We start from the raw sequence: 18,541 nt of genomic DNA on the forward strand, positions 1-18,541 counted from the left end.
ATAAGAAATTCTATAATTTGCAAACATGTTTTAGTTTCAGATCGTAAATTTTAATATTCTTTAAGAGTCTAGTCTGGAGATATCTCTTGGAAACATAAGGATATAGCGGGTCGTCTTATTCACGATTAATCCTGATAAAAGCTGATCTTCCGACTCATGCAGCCGTGTTTTTCTCCCATTTTTATGCAGTAAATAAATCGGTTGTTTCTCTGCATGATAAGGCAATAATTTTCTTTTAATTTCATGAACCAATTCATTACCATTATTGATTCCGAAAAGTTCATTGCTCTTTTTTATTTTTTCCTCAATTATTTCCTGGTCAAACGGATGTGATGAAATAATGGTTTTAGGCAAATTTCTCTGAATTACACATTTGCACCAATACGACAAAACAAAATCATCAGAATTCTGCCATTCTTTCATTGCCTGAATCACATCATTGTCATCAAGTCTGGTAAATCGCTCTATATCTTCATCCGTTGCAGCACTTTTTTCACGGTATAAGAAATATTTCAGATTATCCGTTGCAGGAAGTTCTGTTCCCTGGGAAATCAGATACTTTGCTCTTTCAAGGATTTTAACTAAAAGAAACTCTGCCAACGCTGAAGTTTTATGATAGTACACCTGCCAGTACATAAACATTCTGGCCGTCAGGAAATTTTCAATGGAATAAATCCCTTTTGCATCAATCACCAGCTCGCCTTCTTCACAGACATTCATCATAGAGATAATTCTCTGGGTATTAATATTTCCTTCGGAAACTCCTGTAAAAAAACTGTCTCTTTTAAGATAATCCAAACGGTCAACATCCAATTGGGAAGAGATCAATTGATTGAAAAACTTTCTGTGATATTTCCCCTGAAACATCTCAATAGCCATTGAAAGCTGACCTTCAAATTCTTCATTTAGCTTATTCATCAATAATAAAGAAAGGTTTTCATGATGCCAGTCATCCATCAGCATACTTTCCAGCGCATGCGAAAACGGACCATGACCAATATCATGCATCAGAATAGCCAGCATCGCTCCTTTTTCTTCTTCCTCAGAAATTTTCACTCCTTTCTGCTTCAATGTTTCCAAAGCAGTGAACATCAAATGCATTGCTCCGAGAGCATGGTGAAACCTTGTATGGGTAGCACCGGGAAATATCAGATTCAAAAGTCCGGTCTGCCCGATTCTTCTTAATCTCTGAAAATAGGGATGCTCTATGATATCAAATAAAATTTCGTGTGGAATTTTGATAAACCCGTGAACAGGATCGTTGATGATTTTTAGCTTATTCTGCATTGAAACTTCAGTATTAGTAAACAAAGTTAGGCATTTTAAAATTTAGCCTTTTATTAAATTACTATTAAGATATTGGGATAAGACGATGATCTCCCGAATATTTTTCATCAAAAACGTCATCGTATCAACTTCAGAAATTCCTTGGTATCTGCTTATTATCAATTCAAGATTTTTTGAAAACCTTTTGCGCCTGTTATATTAAAGGATTATCTTTGAGAGAAAACACGGCAACCTTTAATGAGACGCTTCTCGCTTTTCCTCTTTTTATTTTTAAGTTTAAACTTTTCCGCACAAATGATCACCGGGACCCAAAAATTGGAATCTCTGTGCAGGGTTTGGGGATTTTTAAAATATTACCATCCTCACGTTGCAAAAGGAAATCTGAACTGGGACAAACAGCTTTTTCAAAAAATCAAGGAGCTTGAAAATATTCATGATAAGGAATCTCTCAATACTCTTTATTCCGAATGGATTGAAAGTCTCGGAGAAGTTCCACTATGTAAAGAATGTTCAGTAAAAGATCAGAAAGTTTATTTTCTCAAAAACTTTGACCTACGCTGGATTGACAATTCGCAAATTTTCTCTGATGATGTATCTCAAAAACTTCGTTATATTGAAAATAACAGGAATATTGGAGACAATCACTATTTTGGAAAGGGAGGAAGAAAAATATATTTCAGGAATGAAAAATCCTATGGCTCTCAATTTAATTCCAAAACAATTAGCTTACTGGAATTATTCAGATACTGGAATTATGTAGAATATTTCTTTCCTTATAAATATGAAACCGATCAGAACTGGAATGATGTCCTTACAGAAATGATTCCCAAATTTCTATTGATTGATAATGATGTAAATCTTCACCTGGCATTAGCAGAACTCGTAGCGAAAACGGATGACTCACACGCTTACATTTCGTCAAAAGAAATTCAGCTTAATTTGTATGGTCAACGAAAAGTTCCGGTAGAATACTCCTATGCCGAAGGAAAATTAGTGATTACAAAAATTAACAACACACGATCCAGACATAAAAGCCCTCTGCAGCCGGGGGATGTCATTTATGATATTGAAGGAAAAACCATCCCGCAAGTGATCAATAGTTGGGCAAAATATGTACCAGCTTCCAACTCATGGGGTAAGGTCAGCAAAATAAAAGACAAACTGCTATTCAGCAAGAATGATTCTATTAGTGTAAAGATTGAAAGGGATGGACAAAATCTGGAAATAAAAACCAAGACATACCTTATTAAAGATATTATTCATGAAAAAATTCCGGCTCCTAAAAAGTGGAAATTTATGGATGATGAAAAGAAAATCGGGTATGTCCATATGGGAATTTTAGAAAAGGAAGATCTTGATGAAATGTACAACAGTTTAAAATCTGCAAAATCCATTATTTTTGATCTCAGGAATTATCCAAGACAAACGATCATTCCCTTAAGTTATCTTCTTCTTCCCAACCCTTCAATCTATTATCAGTTTACTTTTCCCAATACAAGCTATCCCGGAAAATTTTACATCAGAAAAAATGTTACAGGCAGGAAGAATCCTGAATACTATAAAGGAAATGTAATCGTTTTAGTAGATGAGAATACACAAAGCCAGGCAGAAACTACAACCATGATGTTCAAACAGCATCCGAAAGCGAAAATTATAGGAAGTAATACTTCAGGAGCCAACGGAGATGTCATTATGTTTACAATTGCTGATCTTGATACACGGTTTACAGGTCTGGGTGCTTATTACCCTGATGGCAGAGAAACTCAAAGAATCGGAATTATTCCTGACATCTTTATAAAACCAAGTATAGAAGGACTCAAAAACGGAAAAGACGAAGTACTGGAAAAGGCTTTGGAGTATATAAAAACCACGGATTAAATGAAACGAAAATGTGAATTATTTTACCGTATTTTCATTTAACTAATATTTAACTTTTAATCTTTCGATTTTGTGAGATTTTAAAAGGATTTGGTCAACATTTTGATACAATAACCATGTAAAAAATAAATTATGTCAGAAAAGATATTATGGATCGATGATGAAATAGATTTACTTAAACCTCATATCGTATTTTTAGAAAAGAAGGGTTACCAGGTAACTCCTGTCAATAATGTGAATGAGGCTTTGGAACTTATGGATTCAGAGAAATTTGCTTTAACGCTAATTGATGAAAATATGCCGGGTATTTCCGGATTGGAAGCCATTCCTATGATTAAGGAAAAAGATAATGCCTTAAAAATCGTCATGGTGACCAAAAGCGAAGAAGAACACATTATGGAAGAGGCTATCGGTTCCCAGATTGCCGATTATATATTAAAGCCTGTAAACCCTAATCAGATATTACTTTCCTTAAAGAAAAACCTTCAGCAGGATAATCTTGTTGAACAAAAAACAATTCTACAATACCAGCAGGAATTCAGAAACCTTTCCATGGAACTTTCTTATCTGAGAACGTATCAGGAATGGGCTGAATATTATAAAAAGATCCTTAGCTGGGAAATCAAATTTGATAAAGTAGCAGACAATGAGTTTGCCGATCTTCTGCAGTCTCAGAAAGAGGAAGCTAACATTCAGTTTGCCAAATTTATAGAGAAAAATTATGCTGACTGGCTTATTGATACAGACAAGCCTCTAATGAGCCACACACTTTTCAAGGAAAAAGTAAAGCCGGAAGTAGAAAAAGAAAAAGTTCTTTTACTGATGGTGGACAATCTTCGTTACGATCAGTGGAAAGTGATTGAACCTTTATTCACAAAATATTACAATAAAGTTTCAGAAGATTATTACTACAGTATTCTTCCTACGGCAACACAGTATGCAAGAAACTCTTTCTTTGCAGGATTAATGCCGTCTGAGATTGAGAAACGTTTCCCTGATAAATGGTTCAATGATAATGAAGAAGGAAACAAAAATGAATTTGAGCGTGATTTCCTTGAAGACCAGATGAAGAGAATTGGTCTCGGATCAAAATCTATGAAGTACCTTAAAGTACTGAACGCTGACTTTGAAAGAAAGATCTATGATGATTTCAATCAACATAAAAACAATGATCTACTTGTAATTGTCTATAACTTTATTGATATCCTGTCACACGCGAAAACAGACAACCATATTGTAGATCAGCTGATCCGCGATGATAAGACTTTCCGTTCCCTTACCTTCAACTGGTTTGAAAATTCTTCCTTACTGAAGATTATTAAATCGGCTGCAGAAAACGGGTATAAGCTGGTTATCACTACAGATCACGGAACGGTATACGTGAAAAAACCAAGTAAAGTGGTAGGAGACAGAGAAACTTCTACGAATATCAGATATAAAACAGGTAAAAGCTTAACGTATGATGACAGTGATGTATGGGCCATTACCAACCCGGAAAAACTTTTCCTTCCAAAAGGAAACCTAAGCTCGAAATATATTTTTGCTAAAAACAATATATTCCTGGCTTATCCTAAAAATTACAATCATTTTGTTAATTACTATAAAGAAACTTACCAGCATGGAGGAATTTCACTTGAAGAGTGTATTATTCCTATCAGCGTATTAGAACCCAAGTAGTTTTTTTCATAGTTTATTTAATTTTGGGTTAAAAGGCGGAAAAAATCGAATGATTTTTTCCGCCTCTTTTTTAAGGCATCTATTTTGCATACTAGTAGACAACCTTAAATAAATATAATCTTATGAAAAAGCACATTTTTATTGCAGCAGCATTTGCAGCCTTATTTTTAACTTCATGTAATAAAGAAAAGAAAGTAACAGATTCTGCTTCTACTCCTGCAGACAGTGTTGCTTCTAAGCCGTCTGATTCAGCAGCTGTATCAGGAACTCAGGATGAAATTGTAAAAAGCACTTCGAAAGACAGCAGTGGAAAAACGCTGGATATGACTTTCAATAATACCAAAAATACAGCAACAGTAGTTTTCAATAATGAAACAATTGAACTTCAGGGGCAAAAACCTGCATCAGGAATATGGTATAAGAATGATCATTATGAGCTGAGAGGTAAAGGAGAGGAAATAGAATTGACAAAAGACGGTAAAACAGTTTTCAAAAAATAAGATCCCTTACTAAAAATATAAAAAGTCGGCTTTGAAATTCAAAACCGGCTTTTTTATTTTTGCCTCTTTCTTATAGTTCATATCTTCGTAAAAAATAAATCATGTTTATTATTTCGCTTACCTATAAGAGTTCTATTGAAAGTATAGAAAAACTTATTCCCCGGCATAATATTTTCCTCAACAAACATTATGACTCCGGGCATTTCATTGCCTCAGGAAGAAAAGAACCAAGAACGGGAGGGATCATTATTGCTAAAGCAGCCTCTAAAAAAGAGCTTGAGCAGATCATCACTGAAGATCCTTTTTATATTCACGAGGTTGCGGATTATGCTATCACTGAATTTATCCCATCCAAATACAACGAAAACTTTAAAATTTTTATAGAAGACTAATGAGATTAATTACATACAATGTCAATGGAATCAGAGCGGCTTTCACGAAAGATTTTCTGGGCTGGCTGAAAACTGCCGATCCGGATACCATCTGCATTCAGGAGAGCAAGGCAGGAAACGATCAGATAGATATCGAAAGCCTTGAGAAATTAGGATATCACAGTTATTGGCATTCTGCAGTAAGAAAAGGCTATAGCGGGGTCGGAATTGCCTCAAAAATAAAACCCAATCATGTAGAGTATGGTTGTGGTATCGAAAGCTATGATAATGAAGGAAGAATCATCCGTGCTGATTTTGATGGATATTCTGTGATTTCAGTGTACGTCCCTTCTGCCTCTAATATCGAAAGACTCGATTTTAAAATGCAGTTTTGCCATGACTTTCTTGAGTACATCAAGAATTTGAAAAAAGAAATTCCCAACCTTATTATATCCGGCGACTTCAATATCTGCCATGAAGCTATTGATATTCACAATCCTGTTGGTCTAAAGAATGTCTCAGGGTTTCTTCCTATGGAAAGGGAATGGATGACCAGTTTCATCAATGACTGTGAACTGATTGACAGTTTCAGATTCTTTAATAATGAACCGGATAATTATACGTGGTGGAGCTACCGACAAAATTCAAGGGAAAGAAATAAAGGTTGGAGGTTAGATTATAACTTTACTTCCTATAGTTTAAAAGATAAGCTCACAAGGGCTGTTATTTTAAAGGAAGCGGTGCATTCTGACCATTGTCCTGCTTTATTGGAATTAGATGTATAATCAACGTTATATTCATCCATACAAAAAGCCAGCTGAACAGCTGGCTTTTTTTTAATTTAAATCATAAAATTAATCGACAATTTCATATTCGACCGGAATGGTACCATGACTGATATCTCCGATCTCATCGAACGCAGCTTTAGACATGTCTAAAGATCTTGATGAATGGTAAGGCCCTCTGTCATTAATTCTCACTATTACCTCTTTACCATTTTTAAGGTTTGTTACCTTAACATTTGTTCCAAATGGAAGCGTTCTGTTTGCTGCAGTAAACTTTGAGTTATCAAAGATTTCTCCGCTAGCAGTTTTTCTACCGTTAAATTTATCGTGGTAGTACGATGCATAACTTGTTTTTTTCGCATCTAAGGCATTACTTGTAAAAGAGTAAACACCTAAGGTTGAAATCATCATTATGATTACGAGAATGAATCTTTTCATCATTTTGAACTTTTATTGGTTTTGACGGAGCAAATGTATCAGGAATCTTTATAAAACCCTATTCAATATGTTAAAAACAGTTAATAAAATATTAACAAAATGTTAAACAAAGCTGTAACCCCCTATGGATAGGGCTTTTACACCACACTGTTAAAAAGTGTTAAAAAAACACTTAAAAAGTTAACATAATTAACTAATTTATACATAATTTAAAAACTTAAAAAACAAAACAAACTGATAATCAATAATTTAAAAAATACATACTGTTAAGATTTTAATCAAAAAAAATAATTCCAAAATTAAAATTCTTAAATCCAAGATGTGAAGAAAATGACCACCAGAATATGTTGAGCCTTATAATATCAAATTTCAGAACCAGATTTTAACATCTAAATACAGTGTTAAAATTTGCAGCTTATTATCTTATTTAATAAAATGTCTTCATCAGGTACTAAATATAGAACCAAGATTATGATTATTAACGGCGAAAAAATGAAAGAACGTCTATCCTTAAATGTAAAAAACCAATGAAAATATCATTGGTTTTTACTTTATATAAATAAATATTTATTATTTTAAATATTCTAAAACATAATCATACGTTCCGTTTGGATATACCACAGACATACTTGGAGATCCTGTAACAGCAGCTCCTGTAGATGTATCATATGAATATAATTCTCTGGAATATACTGTATTAGTACCCGCTTTATAAATAGTAATTCCGTACATAGCAGTAATTCCGGCAGGAGCAGGAATTGTTACTGCAGTAGTAGTACCGTTTGCAGCAAAAGTTCCTTTTATACCATAAATTTGTGCGCTATTTACTTGTCTGTTTGTAACAGTTTCAGTAGTAAGAATGTTTTCTTTAGTACTAGCATTAAACGGTAACCACTGACCTGTAGAAGTTGCATATGCATTAGCAGAACCTCCTGTCGGGTTAGAGAAATAATAGAAACCTGGTGTAACAGATTGTCCTCCGATACCTGATCCAGTTGCTGGAGTAGTACCTGTTTTAGAGTTGTAAACAACCATACCATCGTATGCAGTCGGGAAGTTAAAGTTACTTGTAGTACCCGTAACAAAAGTAAAAACAGTTAAATCTGTTCTAGGGAACGCCAGACCTTTACCATTATTAGCCCCATTTGAGAATCCATTAGCAGAAGCATCTATAAATGCAGATTGTCCTGTAATGTTTGTACTAATAGCATTATTCGCTCTTAATTGTGCAAATGCTACGTTAGCTGATGCTGTTAGAGCTAAAACTATTGATGTTAAATATAATTTCATAATTGAATGTGTTTTTAAGATTAAAAGCTGCTATAGCTATACCAAACTGCGCCATCACAAATGTAGCTTAATGATCCACCAGGTCCTGTAGGAGAAAGTGTTGCCTGATTACTGATAGTACCTGCAGTACCTGTAATACTGAACCCTGAGGTTGTATTATCAATGAATGTAATCGTTTTACCATTTGTCTTGGTTAAAGCATCCAGATTGAAAACCGTACCTGAAGTACTTACAATAACACCGTTATTTAAGTCAGCATCAGAGATGGTACCTGCTGTTTGTGCTCTTACAGTCATTCCTGTTGCTACAGCTCCTCCACCTAGAGGTTTCCATTCAGGAACTACAGAATCAAAGTAGTAAAATCCAGGTCCTGTAATCTTAGCTTTTCTAGCTCCAGTTCCTGTACCTGCAGTAATATAAACAACAGCTCCATTTTGAGGTGTACCATAAGTACCGGAAGTGTCATCTTTTGCAGATAGTTGCGCTGCCGTCATACGAGGGACTAATAAGGCATCTGGTCTTGCATTGTCTGTAGTATTTGCTACTACGTCTAATGTTGCGGCAGGTGTGGTTGTGTTAATCCCCACTCGCCCTTGTTGAGCCTTAGAAACGGCCGAAAGGCCAACAAGCATAATTGCTGTTAATAAAAATTTTTTCATAAGTTTTTAAAGATTTTTAATTACATTTTTTTCATCAATATTTCCAAAAAAGAATACACATCCCAACTTGTGAACATTGCTTTAAGACTAAAATAATTAAATACTGATTTCAATTGACTTTTAGTCTTTTTTTAATGATTAACTTGCTGAAAGCACATGATTTAAAAATATTGCTTCTTGCGCAAATTTAAGACATAATTTTCGATTTTAAATACATTATAAAAGAAAATTAAAGAATCTTAATTACACAAAATATTAATAAATTGATTATCAATTAAATAAAAACCGGTTACCGAGAAAATTCTATGTTAATTTTAGTTAATAATTCGGTTTCAAAAACATCATTTTTAACTGATTAACAAGCGTTTAACTAGACTAATTCTCCGTATAAGTCAAATTCTTCAGCAGAGGTAATTTTAACATCTGCAAATTCTCCTATTGAAATATAAGTATCTTCTGCAGAAACCAGAACTGTATTATCTACATCTGGTGAGTCATATTCCGTTCTTCCGATGAAATAATTTCCTTCTTTACGGTCAAAAACACATCTGAATACTTTACCTATTTTTTCCTGATTTTTTTCCCATGAAATCTGAGACTGCAATTCCATAATTTCCTCTACTCTTGCCTCTTTTACTTCCTGTGGAATATTATCTTCTAAAACATGGGCAGTCGTATTCTCTTCGTGAGAATAAGTAAAGCAACCTAATCTATCAAATTTCTGTTCTCTCACCCAGTCTTTAAGTTCCTGAAATATCTCTTCCGTTTCTCCAGGGTATCCAACGATAAGTGTTGTTCTGATCGCCATATCTGGAACTTTCTCTCTGAATTTTCCTAAAAGAGCATCCGTTTTCTCATGGGTAGTTCCTCTCTTCATAGATTTCAGTAAATCTGAATTGATGTGCTGAAGAGGAATATCTATATAGTTACATACTTTAGGTTCTTCACGGATAATATCAAGAACATCTTCAGGGAATCCGCTTGGGAAAGCATAGTGAAGACGAATCCATTCTACGCCTTCTACTTTTACCAATTCTTTTAAAAGATCACCCAATGCTCTTTTTTTATAAAGATCAAGACCATAGTAAGTAAGATCCTGAGCAATAAGAATTAATTCTTTTGTTCCTTTTTTGGCCAGTTTCTGAGCTTCTAAAACCAGTTTCTCGATTGGAGTTGAAATATGTCCTCCTCTCATCAATGGGATTGCACAGAAAGAACATGGTCTGTCACAGCCTTCAGAAATTTTAAGGTATGCGTAATGTTTTGGAGTTGTTGTTAATCTTTCTCCTACCAGTTCATGTTTATAATCTGCTCCAAGATGCTTTAAAAGTATCGGAAGGTCTCTTGTTCCGAAATATTGGTCTACGTCCGGAATTTCTTTTATCAAATCCGGTTTATATCTTTCAGATAAACATCCTGTAACGAATACTTTCTCGACCTCACCTCTGTTTTTAGCATCAACATAATCAAGGATGGTATTGATAGACTCTTCTTTAGCATTATCAATAAATCCGCAGGTATTGATGACCACAATGTCCCCACGGTCTTCGTGAACCACTTCTTTGCCATTGGCTTTCAGCTGGCTCATTAATACTTCAGAATCATATACATTCTTGGAACATCCAAGAGTGACTACATTGATTTTCTTCTTCCCTACAGATTTTGTACGCATCGTTTTGATTTTGAGTCTGCAAAGATACAAAATATTGGAGAGTTAGGATTAAAAAATAAAAACCACTTTATAAAAGTGGTTTTCAGGGATATACTTTAAAAGTTTTTTTCTTTAAATCCGGGAGCATTCTGATCTTTATCTGAAAGTATGGCATCTTTTTCATCTACCTTCCAATCGATATCAAGATCGGGATCATTGAATTTCACACTGCCTTCTGATTCTTTGTTATAAAAATTATCACATTTATAAGAAAATACAGCATGGGTACTCAATACAGAAAAACCATGTCCGAAACCTCTCGGTACATAAAGCTGTAATTTATTTTCAGCAGTAAGTTCTATTCCGAACCATTTTCCGAATGTAGGAGAATCCTCTCTAAGGTCTACAGCCACATCCCAAACGCTTCCTTCAAGGCATGATACCAATTTTGCCTGGGCATGTTCTCCTTTCTGAAGATGGAGTCCTCTTAAAACTCCATAGGAGGATTTGGAAATATTATCCTGCACAAAGTGCCCGTTCATTCCGGTAAGTTCCTCGAATTTTTTTTCGTTGAACTTTTCAAAGAAGTAGCCTCTTTCGTCTTCAAAAATAGTAGGCTCTATGATATAGCAGTCTTTAAGCGGGGTTTCTTTAATTTTCATAATAGTTAAAAACTCTATTTCAATGTGGTTATTAATGTTTTAAACAAGATTTTCATATCGTTTCTGAAAGACATATTTTCAAAATAGTCCAGATTCATTTTTACTTTGTTCGGAAATAATACTTCATCATTATAAGCTAAGGGATCTTCCTGGTTTTTCAGAAGATATTCTTCATCTCTGTATTTAATACTTGCTTCACAGGTAAGCCCGGGCTTGAGTTCCAAAACTTTTCTGTCTGCTCCGGTAAGCTTATCATAATAGCCTTCAATATCAGGTCTGGGACCTACAAAACTCATCTCACCTTTTAAAATATTAAACAATTGTGGAAATTCATCCAGCTTAAATTTTCTGAGAATCTGCCCTATTTTTGAACACGTTCTCTTCTGTTCATGAATTGTTTTAATCTTAAAAATGGTAAATGGTTTTCCATATTGCCCTATTCGGGTCTGAAAAAAAATTCCATTGGAAGATGTATCCAAACTTGCAATTACAAATAAAATAATCAGTACCGGCATAAGAAATAGAATCAATATTGCCGCTAAGACAAAATCAAAAATCGTTTTCCAATATTTATACTGATTCATTCAATTCAATGGTATTAAATTCCAAAGTAAGCATGCACTACTTTCGTTATTCTCTCTCTGTCATCATCTGACAGATTAGAACCTGAAGGAAGACATAATCCGTTATCAAAAAGTTTTTCAGAAACATTCCCCCCATAGTAAGGAGAAGTTTCAAAAACCGGCTGTAAATGCATTGGTTTCCAAAGTGGTCTTGATTCTATATTATCTTCTAAGAACGCAAGTCTTAAACTTTCTCTGTCTTTACCTGTAATTTCAGGATCAATGATTATCGCAGATAACCAGTGATTTGAATAAAAATCATCTCCAGATTCTGAAAATACAGTTACACCTTCAATATTTTTAAAAAGATCAACATAGAAGCTGTGCATGGCTCTACGGGCAGCAACTCTGTCCTTAAGAACTTCCATCTGTCCTCGTCCTATTCCTGCTACAATATTACTCATTCTATAGTTGAAGCCAATCTGCGAATGCTGATAATGAGGAGCATTATCTCTGGCCTGTGTAGAAAGGAAAACGGTTTTATCTTTATCTTCCTGAGTATGACAAACCATAGCTCCTCCTCCGGAAGTGGTAATAATTTTATTTCCATTAAAACTTAAAATCCCAAAACGTCCGAATGTTCCGCATGCCTGTCCTTTATAAGTTGAACCAAGTGCTTCTGCTGCGTCTTCAATCACAGGAATCTGGAATTCCTGAGCAATAGCCATAATTTCGTCCATTTTTGCAGGCATACCGTAAAGGTGAACTACAATGATTGCTTTAGGCTTTGTTCCTTTCTGGATTCTGTCTTCAATAGCTTCTCTTAATGCTTTTGGGCACATATTCCATGTAACTGGTTCGCTATCCACAAAAACGGGAATTGCTCCACAATATGCAATTGGGTTAGCTGAAGCAGAGAAAGTCATTGATTGGCAGATTACCTCATCACCATGTACAATTCCACATTCAATAAGAGCAAGGTGTAATGCTGCAGTACCTGCAGAAAGTGCAGCCACTTTTGCATTTCCGCCTAAAAACTGCTCCAGATCACTTTCAAATCCGTTAACATTAGGTCCCAATGGGGCTACCCAGTTTTCTTCAAATGCTTCGTTGATATATTTTTGTTCATTCCCTCCCATATGTGGTGAGGACAACCAGATTTTAGTATTCATATTAATCGTGAAATTTTATAGGTTTAGCTGGAATTCCTACTGCTGTGCAGTTGGCAGGAAGACTTTTATAAACTACTGCTCCTGCTCCGACAATAGTATTTTCACCAATCTCAAGAAGATTTATAATTTTTGCCCCTGTCCCTACATATACCGCTTCATTGATTACAACTTCTCCAGAGATATTAACTGTTGGCATGAATGAGCTGTAATCCTTTATTATTGTATCATGTCCTACGGTACAGGAAAGGTTAAGGATTACAAAATTTTCAATGACGATATTTACCGTAATAATAACCCCTGCACAAATAATATTTCCATTTCCAATTTTGGTATCATCTTGCCCAATAATTACTGATGGGTGAATTAAAGTTGGAAATTCAATATTCGCATTATGGATACCTTGTATAATTTTTTTCTTTGTTTTAGGATCTCCAATTGCGACCGCAATACATAAAGGCTCCTTTACTTCATTTATTTTTTCAATCTTTCCTAAGTATGGGACTCCATTAATATCATGATCATAATGTTTATCATCATAAAAACCTTGAATTTCAAATTGTTCATTTTTTTGGTTGATATGATCGATCAGCATTTTCACCTCACGTCCGAATCCTCCTGCTCCAATAATTGCTATTTTTTTCATATTTTAAATATTTCCTTTAAAAGGTTCCATTGTTGCTTGCCCTTCTTGAGAAATTCCTTCTCTAATAAATACTTTTTTTGCTGTTAGAAAGAAAACTTTCACATCTAAGATAAATGATAAATTATCAACGTACCAAACATCATAATCAAATTTTTGGTTCCATGATATGGCATTTCTTCCATTTACCTGAGCCCATCCTGTAATTCCGGGTCTCACTTCATGTCTTCGTGCCTGGTGCTCGTTATAAAGCGGCAGATATTGTACAAGAAGAGGTCTGGGACCAATAAGAGACATATCTCCTTTCAAAACATTGATCAACTGTGGAATTTCATCCAAGGATGTTTTACGAACGAATGAGCCTATAGCTGTTAGTCTTTCTGCATCTGATAAAAGGTTTCCATTGGAATCCTTTTTATCATTCATTGTTTTAAACTTTATAATTTTAAATACTTTCCCATTTTTCCCAGGTCTTAACTGGAAGAAAAAGGGTTTTCCATCATTAGCCAGGAATAATCCTATCATCACAACAAGGAAAATCGGAAGCAATAAGGTAATTCCCATCAGAGAAAATACAAAGTCAAAAATCCTCTTTAAATAATTTTTATACATTCTTAAAAGTTAGATCTGTTCGTCATAATACATGGTGAGCTTTTACTCAATTCTTTTGTTTTTTGCGCTATAACTAATACCAATAATTATTGAACTAAAGTACAAAAATTCCGGTATACTAAAAAGATTACAAGATGTCTGTACGAGCGTAAAATATTGCAAAAATAAAGCAAAAATAACTTTATAGTATATATTACTTTTATTTATGTTCCAGAAAATAGAGGCATTTTGAAATACTGGCAAAAACTTTAGAAAATAAATAATGAACCCTAGAATACCGGTTGCCATTAAAAGTTCTAAAAAGATGTTATGCGGGTGAACTCCATCTTCAAATAAAATTCTTCCTCCTAAGACAGGATTTGAATTAAAAATTTCAAGAGCTCCTCTATATAATGGTTCTCTGCTCGAGGTATCTCCCAGGGCAAGCCATTTATACATTCTGTTAAAGCTTGTTATGAATCCGTCACCATATTGTTCATGGAGAAAAATAAGACCTATCAATAACAAAATTAATGTAATGGCATATAACAGATATTTTTTATTTCCCTTTAAAAGAACCATGTAAAAAGAGCATACAGCAATAGCCATTAAAGGACTTCTGGCCATAGATTGTATTACATTAAAAAGTCCTAAAAAAAGACAGAAGAATAAAAAATATGATTTATAATCTTTTTTACAAAATAAAAGCAAAAATAAAGAGATGATAAACAATGAGGCTCCTATATGACCATACATAATGTAGTATGTACTAAATATATGATCTAAGTTGATATAACCATATATATAATTAACAACAAGAAGACCACATAAAATAAAGAGACAGTACTTTGTAATACTTTTGAAATCTACTTTATTGTAATTAATACATAATAACGCTGCACTAGGAAGGAGATTCATAAATAAAATTCTGAAGATATCCTCATTCTCTAATACTATTACATCCTTGTTAAACGAATAATTATTAAACGAATAGATAAGCTTGATAATATAGAAAATCCAAAATCCAACAAGGCTTATCAATGAAATATTTTTAAAACTAATATTCCTTCTTTCTCTATAAATTATGAATACAGAAAATACAATAATAAAAATCCGATAAGGGATAGAAAAGTTCCTTGGATCCATTTCCAAAGGCTTTGCAAAAGAAATAGCAATGGTATTTCCTACCATAACGGATAACAGGAATAGTTTATAAATGAAATTATTATTAATAGTAATTTTCAAGATAAATCCTAATATTTATATTTCAACTTTTGCAAAATTATTTCTTTTGCTTTACAGAATGAAATACAATTGCATCCATATATTTTTTTCCTAACACCGGATACGTTCTGTTTTCAAAAATCCATTTTCTTCCTTTATCACCTATCTCAACCCTTTCTTCCTGGCTCATATTGGCATAATATAAGATGGCATCTTTAATATCCTCTGCAGAAGTACTGTTGATAAACTTACCACAATCAGCTTCATTAATCATTGAAGGATATCCGGTATACGAAGCAATAATAGGTTTCGCAGCCAGCATATATTCTACCACTTTATTCATCGATTGTCCGTAATCCCATACTTTTGAATCTTTAGTAGACAAGTACAGAATATCACAGGCATCAAGAAAATATTTAACTTCACTTTGCTGAATTCTTTGTAAAAATGTCACATTGGAACAATTTTTTAGTTGTTCTTCGTAAGACTCTCTGAGATCACCACTTCCAACAAGTAAAAAATGGATATTACTGTTCTCCTTCATCCTTTGTATTGTTTCAATAAAAGGTTCCAATGCATTGGTAACTCCCATACTGCCGGCATAGCCTATAATGACTTTGCCTGATGATACTATCCCTGAAAACGGATTTGTATCTTTTAAAAAGTCTTCAGAATAGTTTTCTGGATCAAATCCTAATGGTGAACAATGAAAAGGTCTTTTATATCCCAGTAATTGTTCTACATGTAGATCTAATCTTGGCATTGTTCCTGCTACCAGATCCGCTTTTTTATACCCAAATTTTTCTATAAACCCTATCAGTAAGACAAGTGGATGCCATTTGGAAAAACCGGCTTCTTCTGTCATAGTTAAAGGCCATATATCCCGGATTTCAAAGACTAAAAAACTACCAAATTTCTTTTTCAGATAATAACCATAGATAATGGTAAAAATCGAAAGTGACGAAACAATAACTACATCAGGTTTTGTCATGTTGGAAAGTTTCATTGAGAAAAGCTTTCTTTCAAAATCAAACCAGGACAATATTCTGTCTATTGATGCAGTTTTGGTATATTTTTTTGTTTTAATCCATCTTATGTCTACCCCATCATGTTCTTCATCATTATAAATCTTGTCAGTTTCGGGACAATTAGTAAAATGATTAGCATCTGATGTTATTAATAATGCTTCATTACCCAATTTTTTAAACTCCCTTGCCAGATAGAATAAGCGTGACGGGGCTTTTGCATATTGAGGAGGTGAGGCATATTTGGAAATCAGCCAGGTGTTTTTATTCGTTTTCATCACTGAAGTGTTGGTTTTTTAATAGGATCTATCAGGAAATCAAGCATGATTGCTTCATTCAAAATATTGCTGTTATTAAGATTCTTGATTGTAAGGGCATCTTCAAGTCTACTGATGTCAGAGACAAAATCTTTTACTTTATTTTTATTTTCTAAAATATTTGATTGTATTCTTTCTCCCACACCATCATTTACCCAATTCTGGGTAACGTCAAAACCTCTTTTTAAACGGTTTTTAAGAATATAGCCTGGTACGTCTTTTTTCATCATTTCACGCAGTATCCATTTTCCATATCCGTGTTTAATCTTAAGCAGATCCGGCAATGCCAGAGCAAACTCTACCAATCTATAATCCATAAAAGGGAGTCTGCTTTCAATAGAAAAATACATTGAATTTCTGTCTTCATATCTTAACAGTGAGGGAATACTGTATTTCTGAATATCTGAAATCTGTCTGTTTGACAAAGATGTATTTTCAAAGAGATTTAAGGAAATATTTGGCAGGCAATCAAGGAATGAAGTATCTTTTCCTGTTGTTTTCAGATACCTGTTTTTCTCATTCCAATATGTTTTTATTTGCTTGGTTTCGAATATCAGCATAAGTGCTAAGGAATGAAAATATTGCAACCCCGGAAGGATTTCCTTTTTTTCTATTGCCTTTTTCAGTGCTACTAAAAAAAATTTCCTGTATCCTGCAAAAATTTCATCTCCACCCTGGCCTCCCAGTAAAACTTTAATATTTCTTTCTTTTACCTGTTTATAGACTTCATGTTGTGCAATAATACTTAATCCAAGAAATGGAGATTCCTGTGCCTCCATGGTTTGATCATAAATATTACCCATCTCATCTGGGGTGTAAGAATGGTGAATATACTCAACATTAATATTTTTATCCTTTGCAAATTTATTAATAATGGGTCCCTCTGATTTCGGATGATCCGGAGCTCCATAGCTGAAGGCCATCAGGTGATCTACTTCTTTCGCTGTAATTGCTGCTATAGACGATGAGTCTACCCCACCACTTAAAGAAATTGCCAGAGGAACATCACTTCTCAGACGTATCTTGGTTGAACTTTCCAACAGAGCTTTCCCTTGGGAAATTAGTTCATCTGAGCTTAAAGATTCAAGTTCTTTTCTTTTTTTTGCCACCTGCTCTTCCAGGGAATACCATGACTTTATTTCTATTTTCAGTTCTCCATCCAACGTACATTTCATCAATGATCCTGGCAATAGATATTTTACATTTTTGAAAGGAGTTCTGTCTTCATATCCTTCAAAAAAACCGAACCTTATTCCACTGGAACAATATTCCAGATCTATCTCCTGATTTATTTGTTTTGCAACAGAGGCTATGGAAGAGGAAAACAATAGCTGACCATCAAAAAAAGTATATATTAATGGTTTAACTCCAAATCTGTCTCTTACCAGATAGAACTCTCCTTTAATTTTATCAAATAAACCAAAAACAAACATCCCGTTTAGTCTATCCAAACAGCCTTCACCCCAGCATTCCCATGCTCTTAAAAGAACTTCAGTATCTCCTGTTGTTCTGAATGTAAAACCATTTGATATTAATTCTTCACGGATTTCCTGATAGTTATATATTTCACCATTAAAAGTAATAGTATATCTATCATCATGAGAAATCATAGGTTGGTTAGAAGCTCCTGAAAGATCAATAATTGCTAACCTGGAGTGAGCTAAAGTTACTGACCATCCTTCATATTCTGTTTTTTCAACTCCATAGTAATCCGGTCCTCTTCTTCGTATATAATTATGTAAATCACTTCCTTCTTCAAAATTGAGGTTTTGTGATCTTTTAAACTCTATTGCTCCTGTTATTCCGCACAT

General features: G+C 34.1%; 18 protein-coding genes. 5 read left to right on the plus strand and 13 right to left on the minus strand.

Translation table 11 applies throughout. The annotated features are described in order from the left end of the window. Window positions 1-60 precede the first annotated feature (60 nt). On the minus strand, window positions 61-1,287 hold the full coding sequence (locus tag NK356_RS10950) for an HD domain-containing protein (RefSeq protein ID WP_034699155.1): 1,227 nt from the start codon (window positions 1,285-1,287) through the stop codon (window positions 61-63). A gap of 294 nt (window positions 1,288-1,581) precedes the next feature. Between NK356_RS10950 and NK356_RS10955 the strand changes: the two genes are divergently transcribed. The 5 genes from NK356_RS10955 (at window position 1,582) to NK356_RS10975 (ending at window position 6,498) form a co-directional block, all read left to right on the plus strand. Further along, window positions 1,582-3,165: a S41 family peptidase gene (locus NK356_RS10955; RefSeq protein ID WP_253316985.1), complete on the plus strand. Its 1,584-nt coding sequence runs from the start codon at window positions 1,582-1,584 to the stop codon at window positions 3,163-3,165. 132 nt (window positions 3,166-3,297) lie between these two features. After that, complete coding sequence (locus tag NK356_RS10960) at window positions 3,298-4,842, plus strand: bifunctional response regulator/alkaline phosphatase family protein (RefSeq protein ID WP_034699150.1); 1,545 nt, start codon at window positions 3,298-3,300, stop codon at window positions 4,840-4,842. Between the two features lie 122 nt (window positions 4,843-4,964). Further along, window positions 4,965-5,342, plus strand: a complete 378-nt coding sequence (locus tag NK356_RS10965; protein ID WP_051934600.1) for an MliC family protein — start codon at window positions 4,965-4,967, stop codon at window positions 5,340-5,342. Between the two features lie 101 nt (window positions 5,343-5,443). Then, window positions 5,444-5,734, plus strand: coding sequence for a YciI family protein (locus NK356_RS10970; RefSeq protein WP_034699147.1), 291 nt, complete (start codon window positions 5,444-5,446; stop codon window positions 5,732-5,734). Then, complete coding sequence (locus NK356_RS10975; RefSeq protein ID WP_034699145.1) at window positions 5,734-6,498, plus strand: exodeoxyribonuclease III; 765 nt, start codon at window positions 5,734-5,736, stop codon at window positions 6,496-6,498. The genes NK356_RS10970 and NK356_RS10975 overlap by 1 nt, the downstream gene beginning before the upstream one ends. 69 nt (window positions 6,499-6,567) lie before the next feature. Here the strand turns inward: NK356_RS10975 and NK356_RS10980 are convergent, their stop codons facing one another. The 12 genes from NK356_RS10980 to asnB all read right to left on the minus strand — a co-directional run bounded on the left by NK356_RS10980 (window position 6,568) and on the right by asnB (window position 18,541). Next, complete coding sequence (locus NK356_RS10980) at window positions 6,568-6,939, minus strand: septal ring lytic transglycosylase RlpA family protein (protein WP_034699143.1); 372 nt, start codon at window positions 6,937-6,939, stop codon at window positions 6,568-6,570. Between the two features lie 567 nt (window positions 6,940-7,506). Next, entirely contained in the window at window positions 7,507-8,226 is a 720-nt protein-coding gene (locus NK356_RS10985; protein WP_034699141.1) for a hypothetical protein, read from the minus strand. 20 nt (window positions 8,227-8,246) lie between these two features. Continuing rightward, on the minus strand, window positions 8,247-8,885 hold the full coding sequence (locus NK356_RS10990; RefSeq protein ID WP_156106571.1) for a hypothetical protein: 639 nt from the start codon (window positions 8,883-8,885) through the stop codon (window positions 8,247-8,249). A gap of 370 nt (window positions 8,886-9,255) precedes the next feature. Next, a complete protein-coding gene (gene rimO, locus NK356_RS10995) occupies window positions 9,256-10,557 on the minus strand; it encodes a 30S ribosomal protein S12 methylthiotransferase RimO (protein ID WP_034699137.1) in 1,302 nt (433 codons plus the stop codon). 95 nt (window positions 10,558-10,652) lie between these two features. Beyond that, window positions 10,653-11,198 (minus strand): dTDP-4-dehydrorhamnose 3,5-epimerase, encoded by a 546-nt coding sequence (gene rfbC / locus NK356_RS11000; RefSeq protein WP_034699135.1) that lies wholly within the window; start codon window positions 11,196-11,198, stop codon window positions 10,653-10,655. A gap of 14 nt (window positions 11,199-11,212) precedes the next feature. Then, on the minus strand, window positions 11,213-11,782 hold the full coding sequence (locus NK356_RS11005) for a sugar transferase (RefSeq protein WP_034699133.1): 570 nt from the start codon (window positions 11,780-11,782) through the stop codon (window positions 11,213-11,215). Window positions 11,783-11,796: 14 nt separating this feature from the next. Beyond that, window positions 11,797-12,933 carry an aminotransferase class I/II-fold pyridoxal phosphate-dependent enzyme gene (locus tag NK356_RS11010; protein WP_034699131.1) on the minus strand — a complete coding sequence of 379 codons (1,137 nt, stop codon included), beginning with the start codon at window positions 12,931-12,933 and terminating at the stop codon, window positions 11,797-11,799. A gap of 1 nt (window position 12,934) precedes the next feature. After that, window positions 12,935-13,576 (minus strand): acetyltransferase, encoded by a 642-nt coding sequence (locus NK356_RS11015; protein ID WP_034699128.1) that lies wholly within the window; start codon window positions 13,574-13,576, stop codon window positions 12,935-12,937. Window positions 13,577-13,579: 3 nt separating this feature from the next. After that, the gene (locus tag NK356_RS11020) at window positions 13,580-14,185 is read right to left on the minus strand and encodes a sugar transferase (RefSeq protein ID WP_034699125.1); all 606 of its coding nucleotides are present in this window, start codon (window positions 14,183-14,185) and stop codon (window positions 13,580-13,582) included. Between the two features lie 42 nt (window positions 14,186-14,227). Continuing rightward, the gene (locus NK356_RS11025) at window positions 14,228-15,409 is read right to left on the minus strand and encodes an O-antigen ligase family protein (protein ID WP_253316986.1); all 1,182 of its coding nucleotides are present in this window, start codon (window positions 15,407-15,409) and stop codon (window positions 14,228-14,230) included. Window positions 15,410-15,446: 37 nt separating this feature from the next. Beyond that, on the minus strand, window positions 15,447-16,691 hold the full coding sequence (locus NK356_RS11030) for a glycosyltransferase family 4 protein (protein WP_051934597.1): 1,245 nt from the start codon (window positions 16,689-16,691) through the stop codon (window positions 15,447-15,449). Then, on the minus strand, window positions 16,691-18,541 hold the full coding sequence (asnB, locus tag NK356_RS11035) for an asparagine synthase (glutamine-hydrolyzing) (RefSeq protein WP_051934595.1): 1,851 nt from the start codon (window positions 18,539-18,541) through the stop codon (window positions 16,691-16,693). Before asnB ends, NK356_RS11030 begins: the two co-directional genes overlap by 1 nt.

It is taken from the genome of Chryseobacterium sp. S0630 (assembly GCF_024158915.1).
GTDB lineage: Bacteria > Bacteroidota > Bacteroidia > Flavobacteriales > Weeksellaceae > Chryseobacterium.

Excerpts from the sequence above, each read along its gene's own strand:
- NK356_RS10950 (WP_034699155.1), bottom strand. The coding sequence starts at position 1,287 with ATGCAGAATAAGCTAAAAATCATCAACGATCCTGTTCACGGGTTTATC.
- NK356_RS10955 (WP_253316985.1), top strand. The coding sequence starts at position 1,582 with ATGATCACCGGGACCCAAAAATTGGAATCTCTGTGCAGGGTTTGGGGA.
- NK356_RS10960 (WP_034699150.1), top strand. The coding sequence starts at position 3,298 with ATGTCAGAAAAGATATTATGGATCGATGATGAAATAGATTTACTTAAA.
- NK356_RS10965 (WP_051934600.1), top strand. The coding sequence starts at position 4,965 with ATGAAAAAGCACATTTTTATTGCAGCAGCATTTGCAGCCTTATTTTTA.
- NK356_RS10970 (WP_034699147.1), top strand. The coding sequence starts at position 5,444 with ATGTTTATTATTTCGCTTACCTATAAGAGTTCTATTGAAAGTATAGAA.
- NK356_RS10975 (WP_034699145.1), top strand. The coding sequence starts at position 5,734 with ATGAGATTAATTACATACAATGTCAATGGAATCAGAGCGGCTTTCACG.
- NK356_RS10980 (WP_034699143.1), bottom strand. The coding sequence starts at position 6,939 with ATGATGAAAAGATTCATTCTCGTAATCATAATGATGATTTCAACCTTA.
- NK356_RS10985 (WP_034699141.1), bottom strand. The coding sequence starts at position 8,226 with ATGAAATTATATTTAACATCAATAGTTTTAGCTCTAACAGCATCAGCT.
- NK356_RS10990 (WP_156106571.1), bottom strand. The coding sequence starts at position 8,885 with ATGAAAAAATTTTTATTAACAGCAATTATGCTTGTTGGCCTTTCGGCC.
- rimO (WP_034699137.1), bottom strand. The coding sequence starts at position 10,557 with ATGCGTACAAAATCTGTAGGGAAGAAGAAAATCAATGTAGTCACTCTT.
- rfbC (WP_034699135.1), bottom strand. The coding sequence starts at position 11,198 with ATGAAAATTAAAGAAACCCCGCTTAAAGACTGCTATATCATAGAGCCT.
- NK356_RS11005 (WP_034699133.1), bottom strand. The coding sequence starts at position 11,782 with ATGAATCAGTATAAATATTGGAAAACGATTTTTGATTTTGTCTTAGCG.
- NK356_RS11010 (WP_034699131.1), bottom strand. The coding sequence starts at position 12,933 with ATGAATACTAAAATCTGGTTGTCCTCACCACATATGGGAGGGAATGAA.
- NK356_RS11015 (WP_034699128.1), bottom strand. The coding sequence starts at position 13,576 with ATGAAAAAAATAGCAATTATTGGAGCAGGAGGATTCGGACGTGAGGTG.
- NK356_RS11020 (WP_034699125.1), bottom strand. The coding sequence starts at position 14,185 with ATGTATAAAAATTATTTAAAGAGGATTTTTGACTTTGTATTTTCTCTG.
- NK356_RS11030 (WP_051934597.1), bottom strand. The coding sequence starts at position 16,691 with ATGAAAACGAATAAAAACACCTGGCTGATTTCCAAATATGCCTCACCT.
- asnB (WP_051934595.1), bottom strand. The coding sequence starts at position 18,541 with ATGTGCGGAATAACAGGAGCAATAGAGTTTAAAAGATCACAAAACCTC.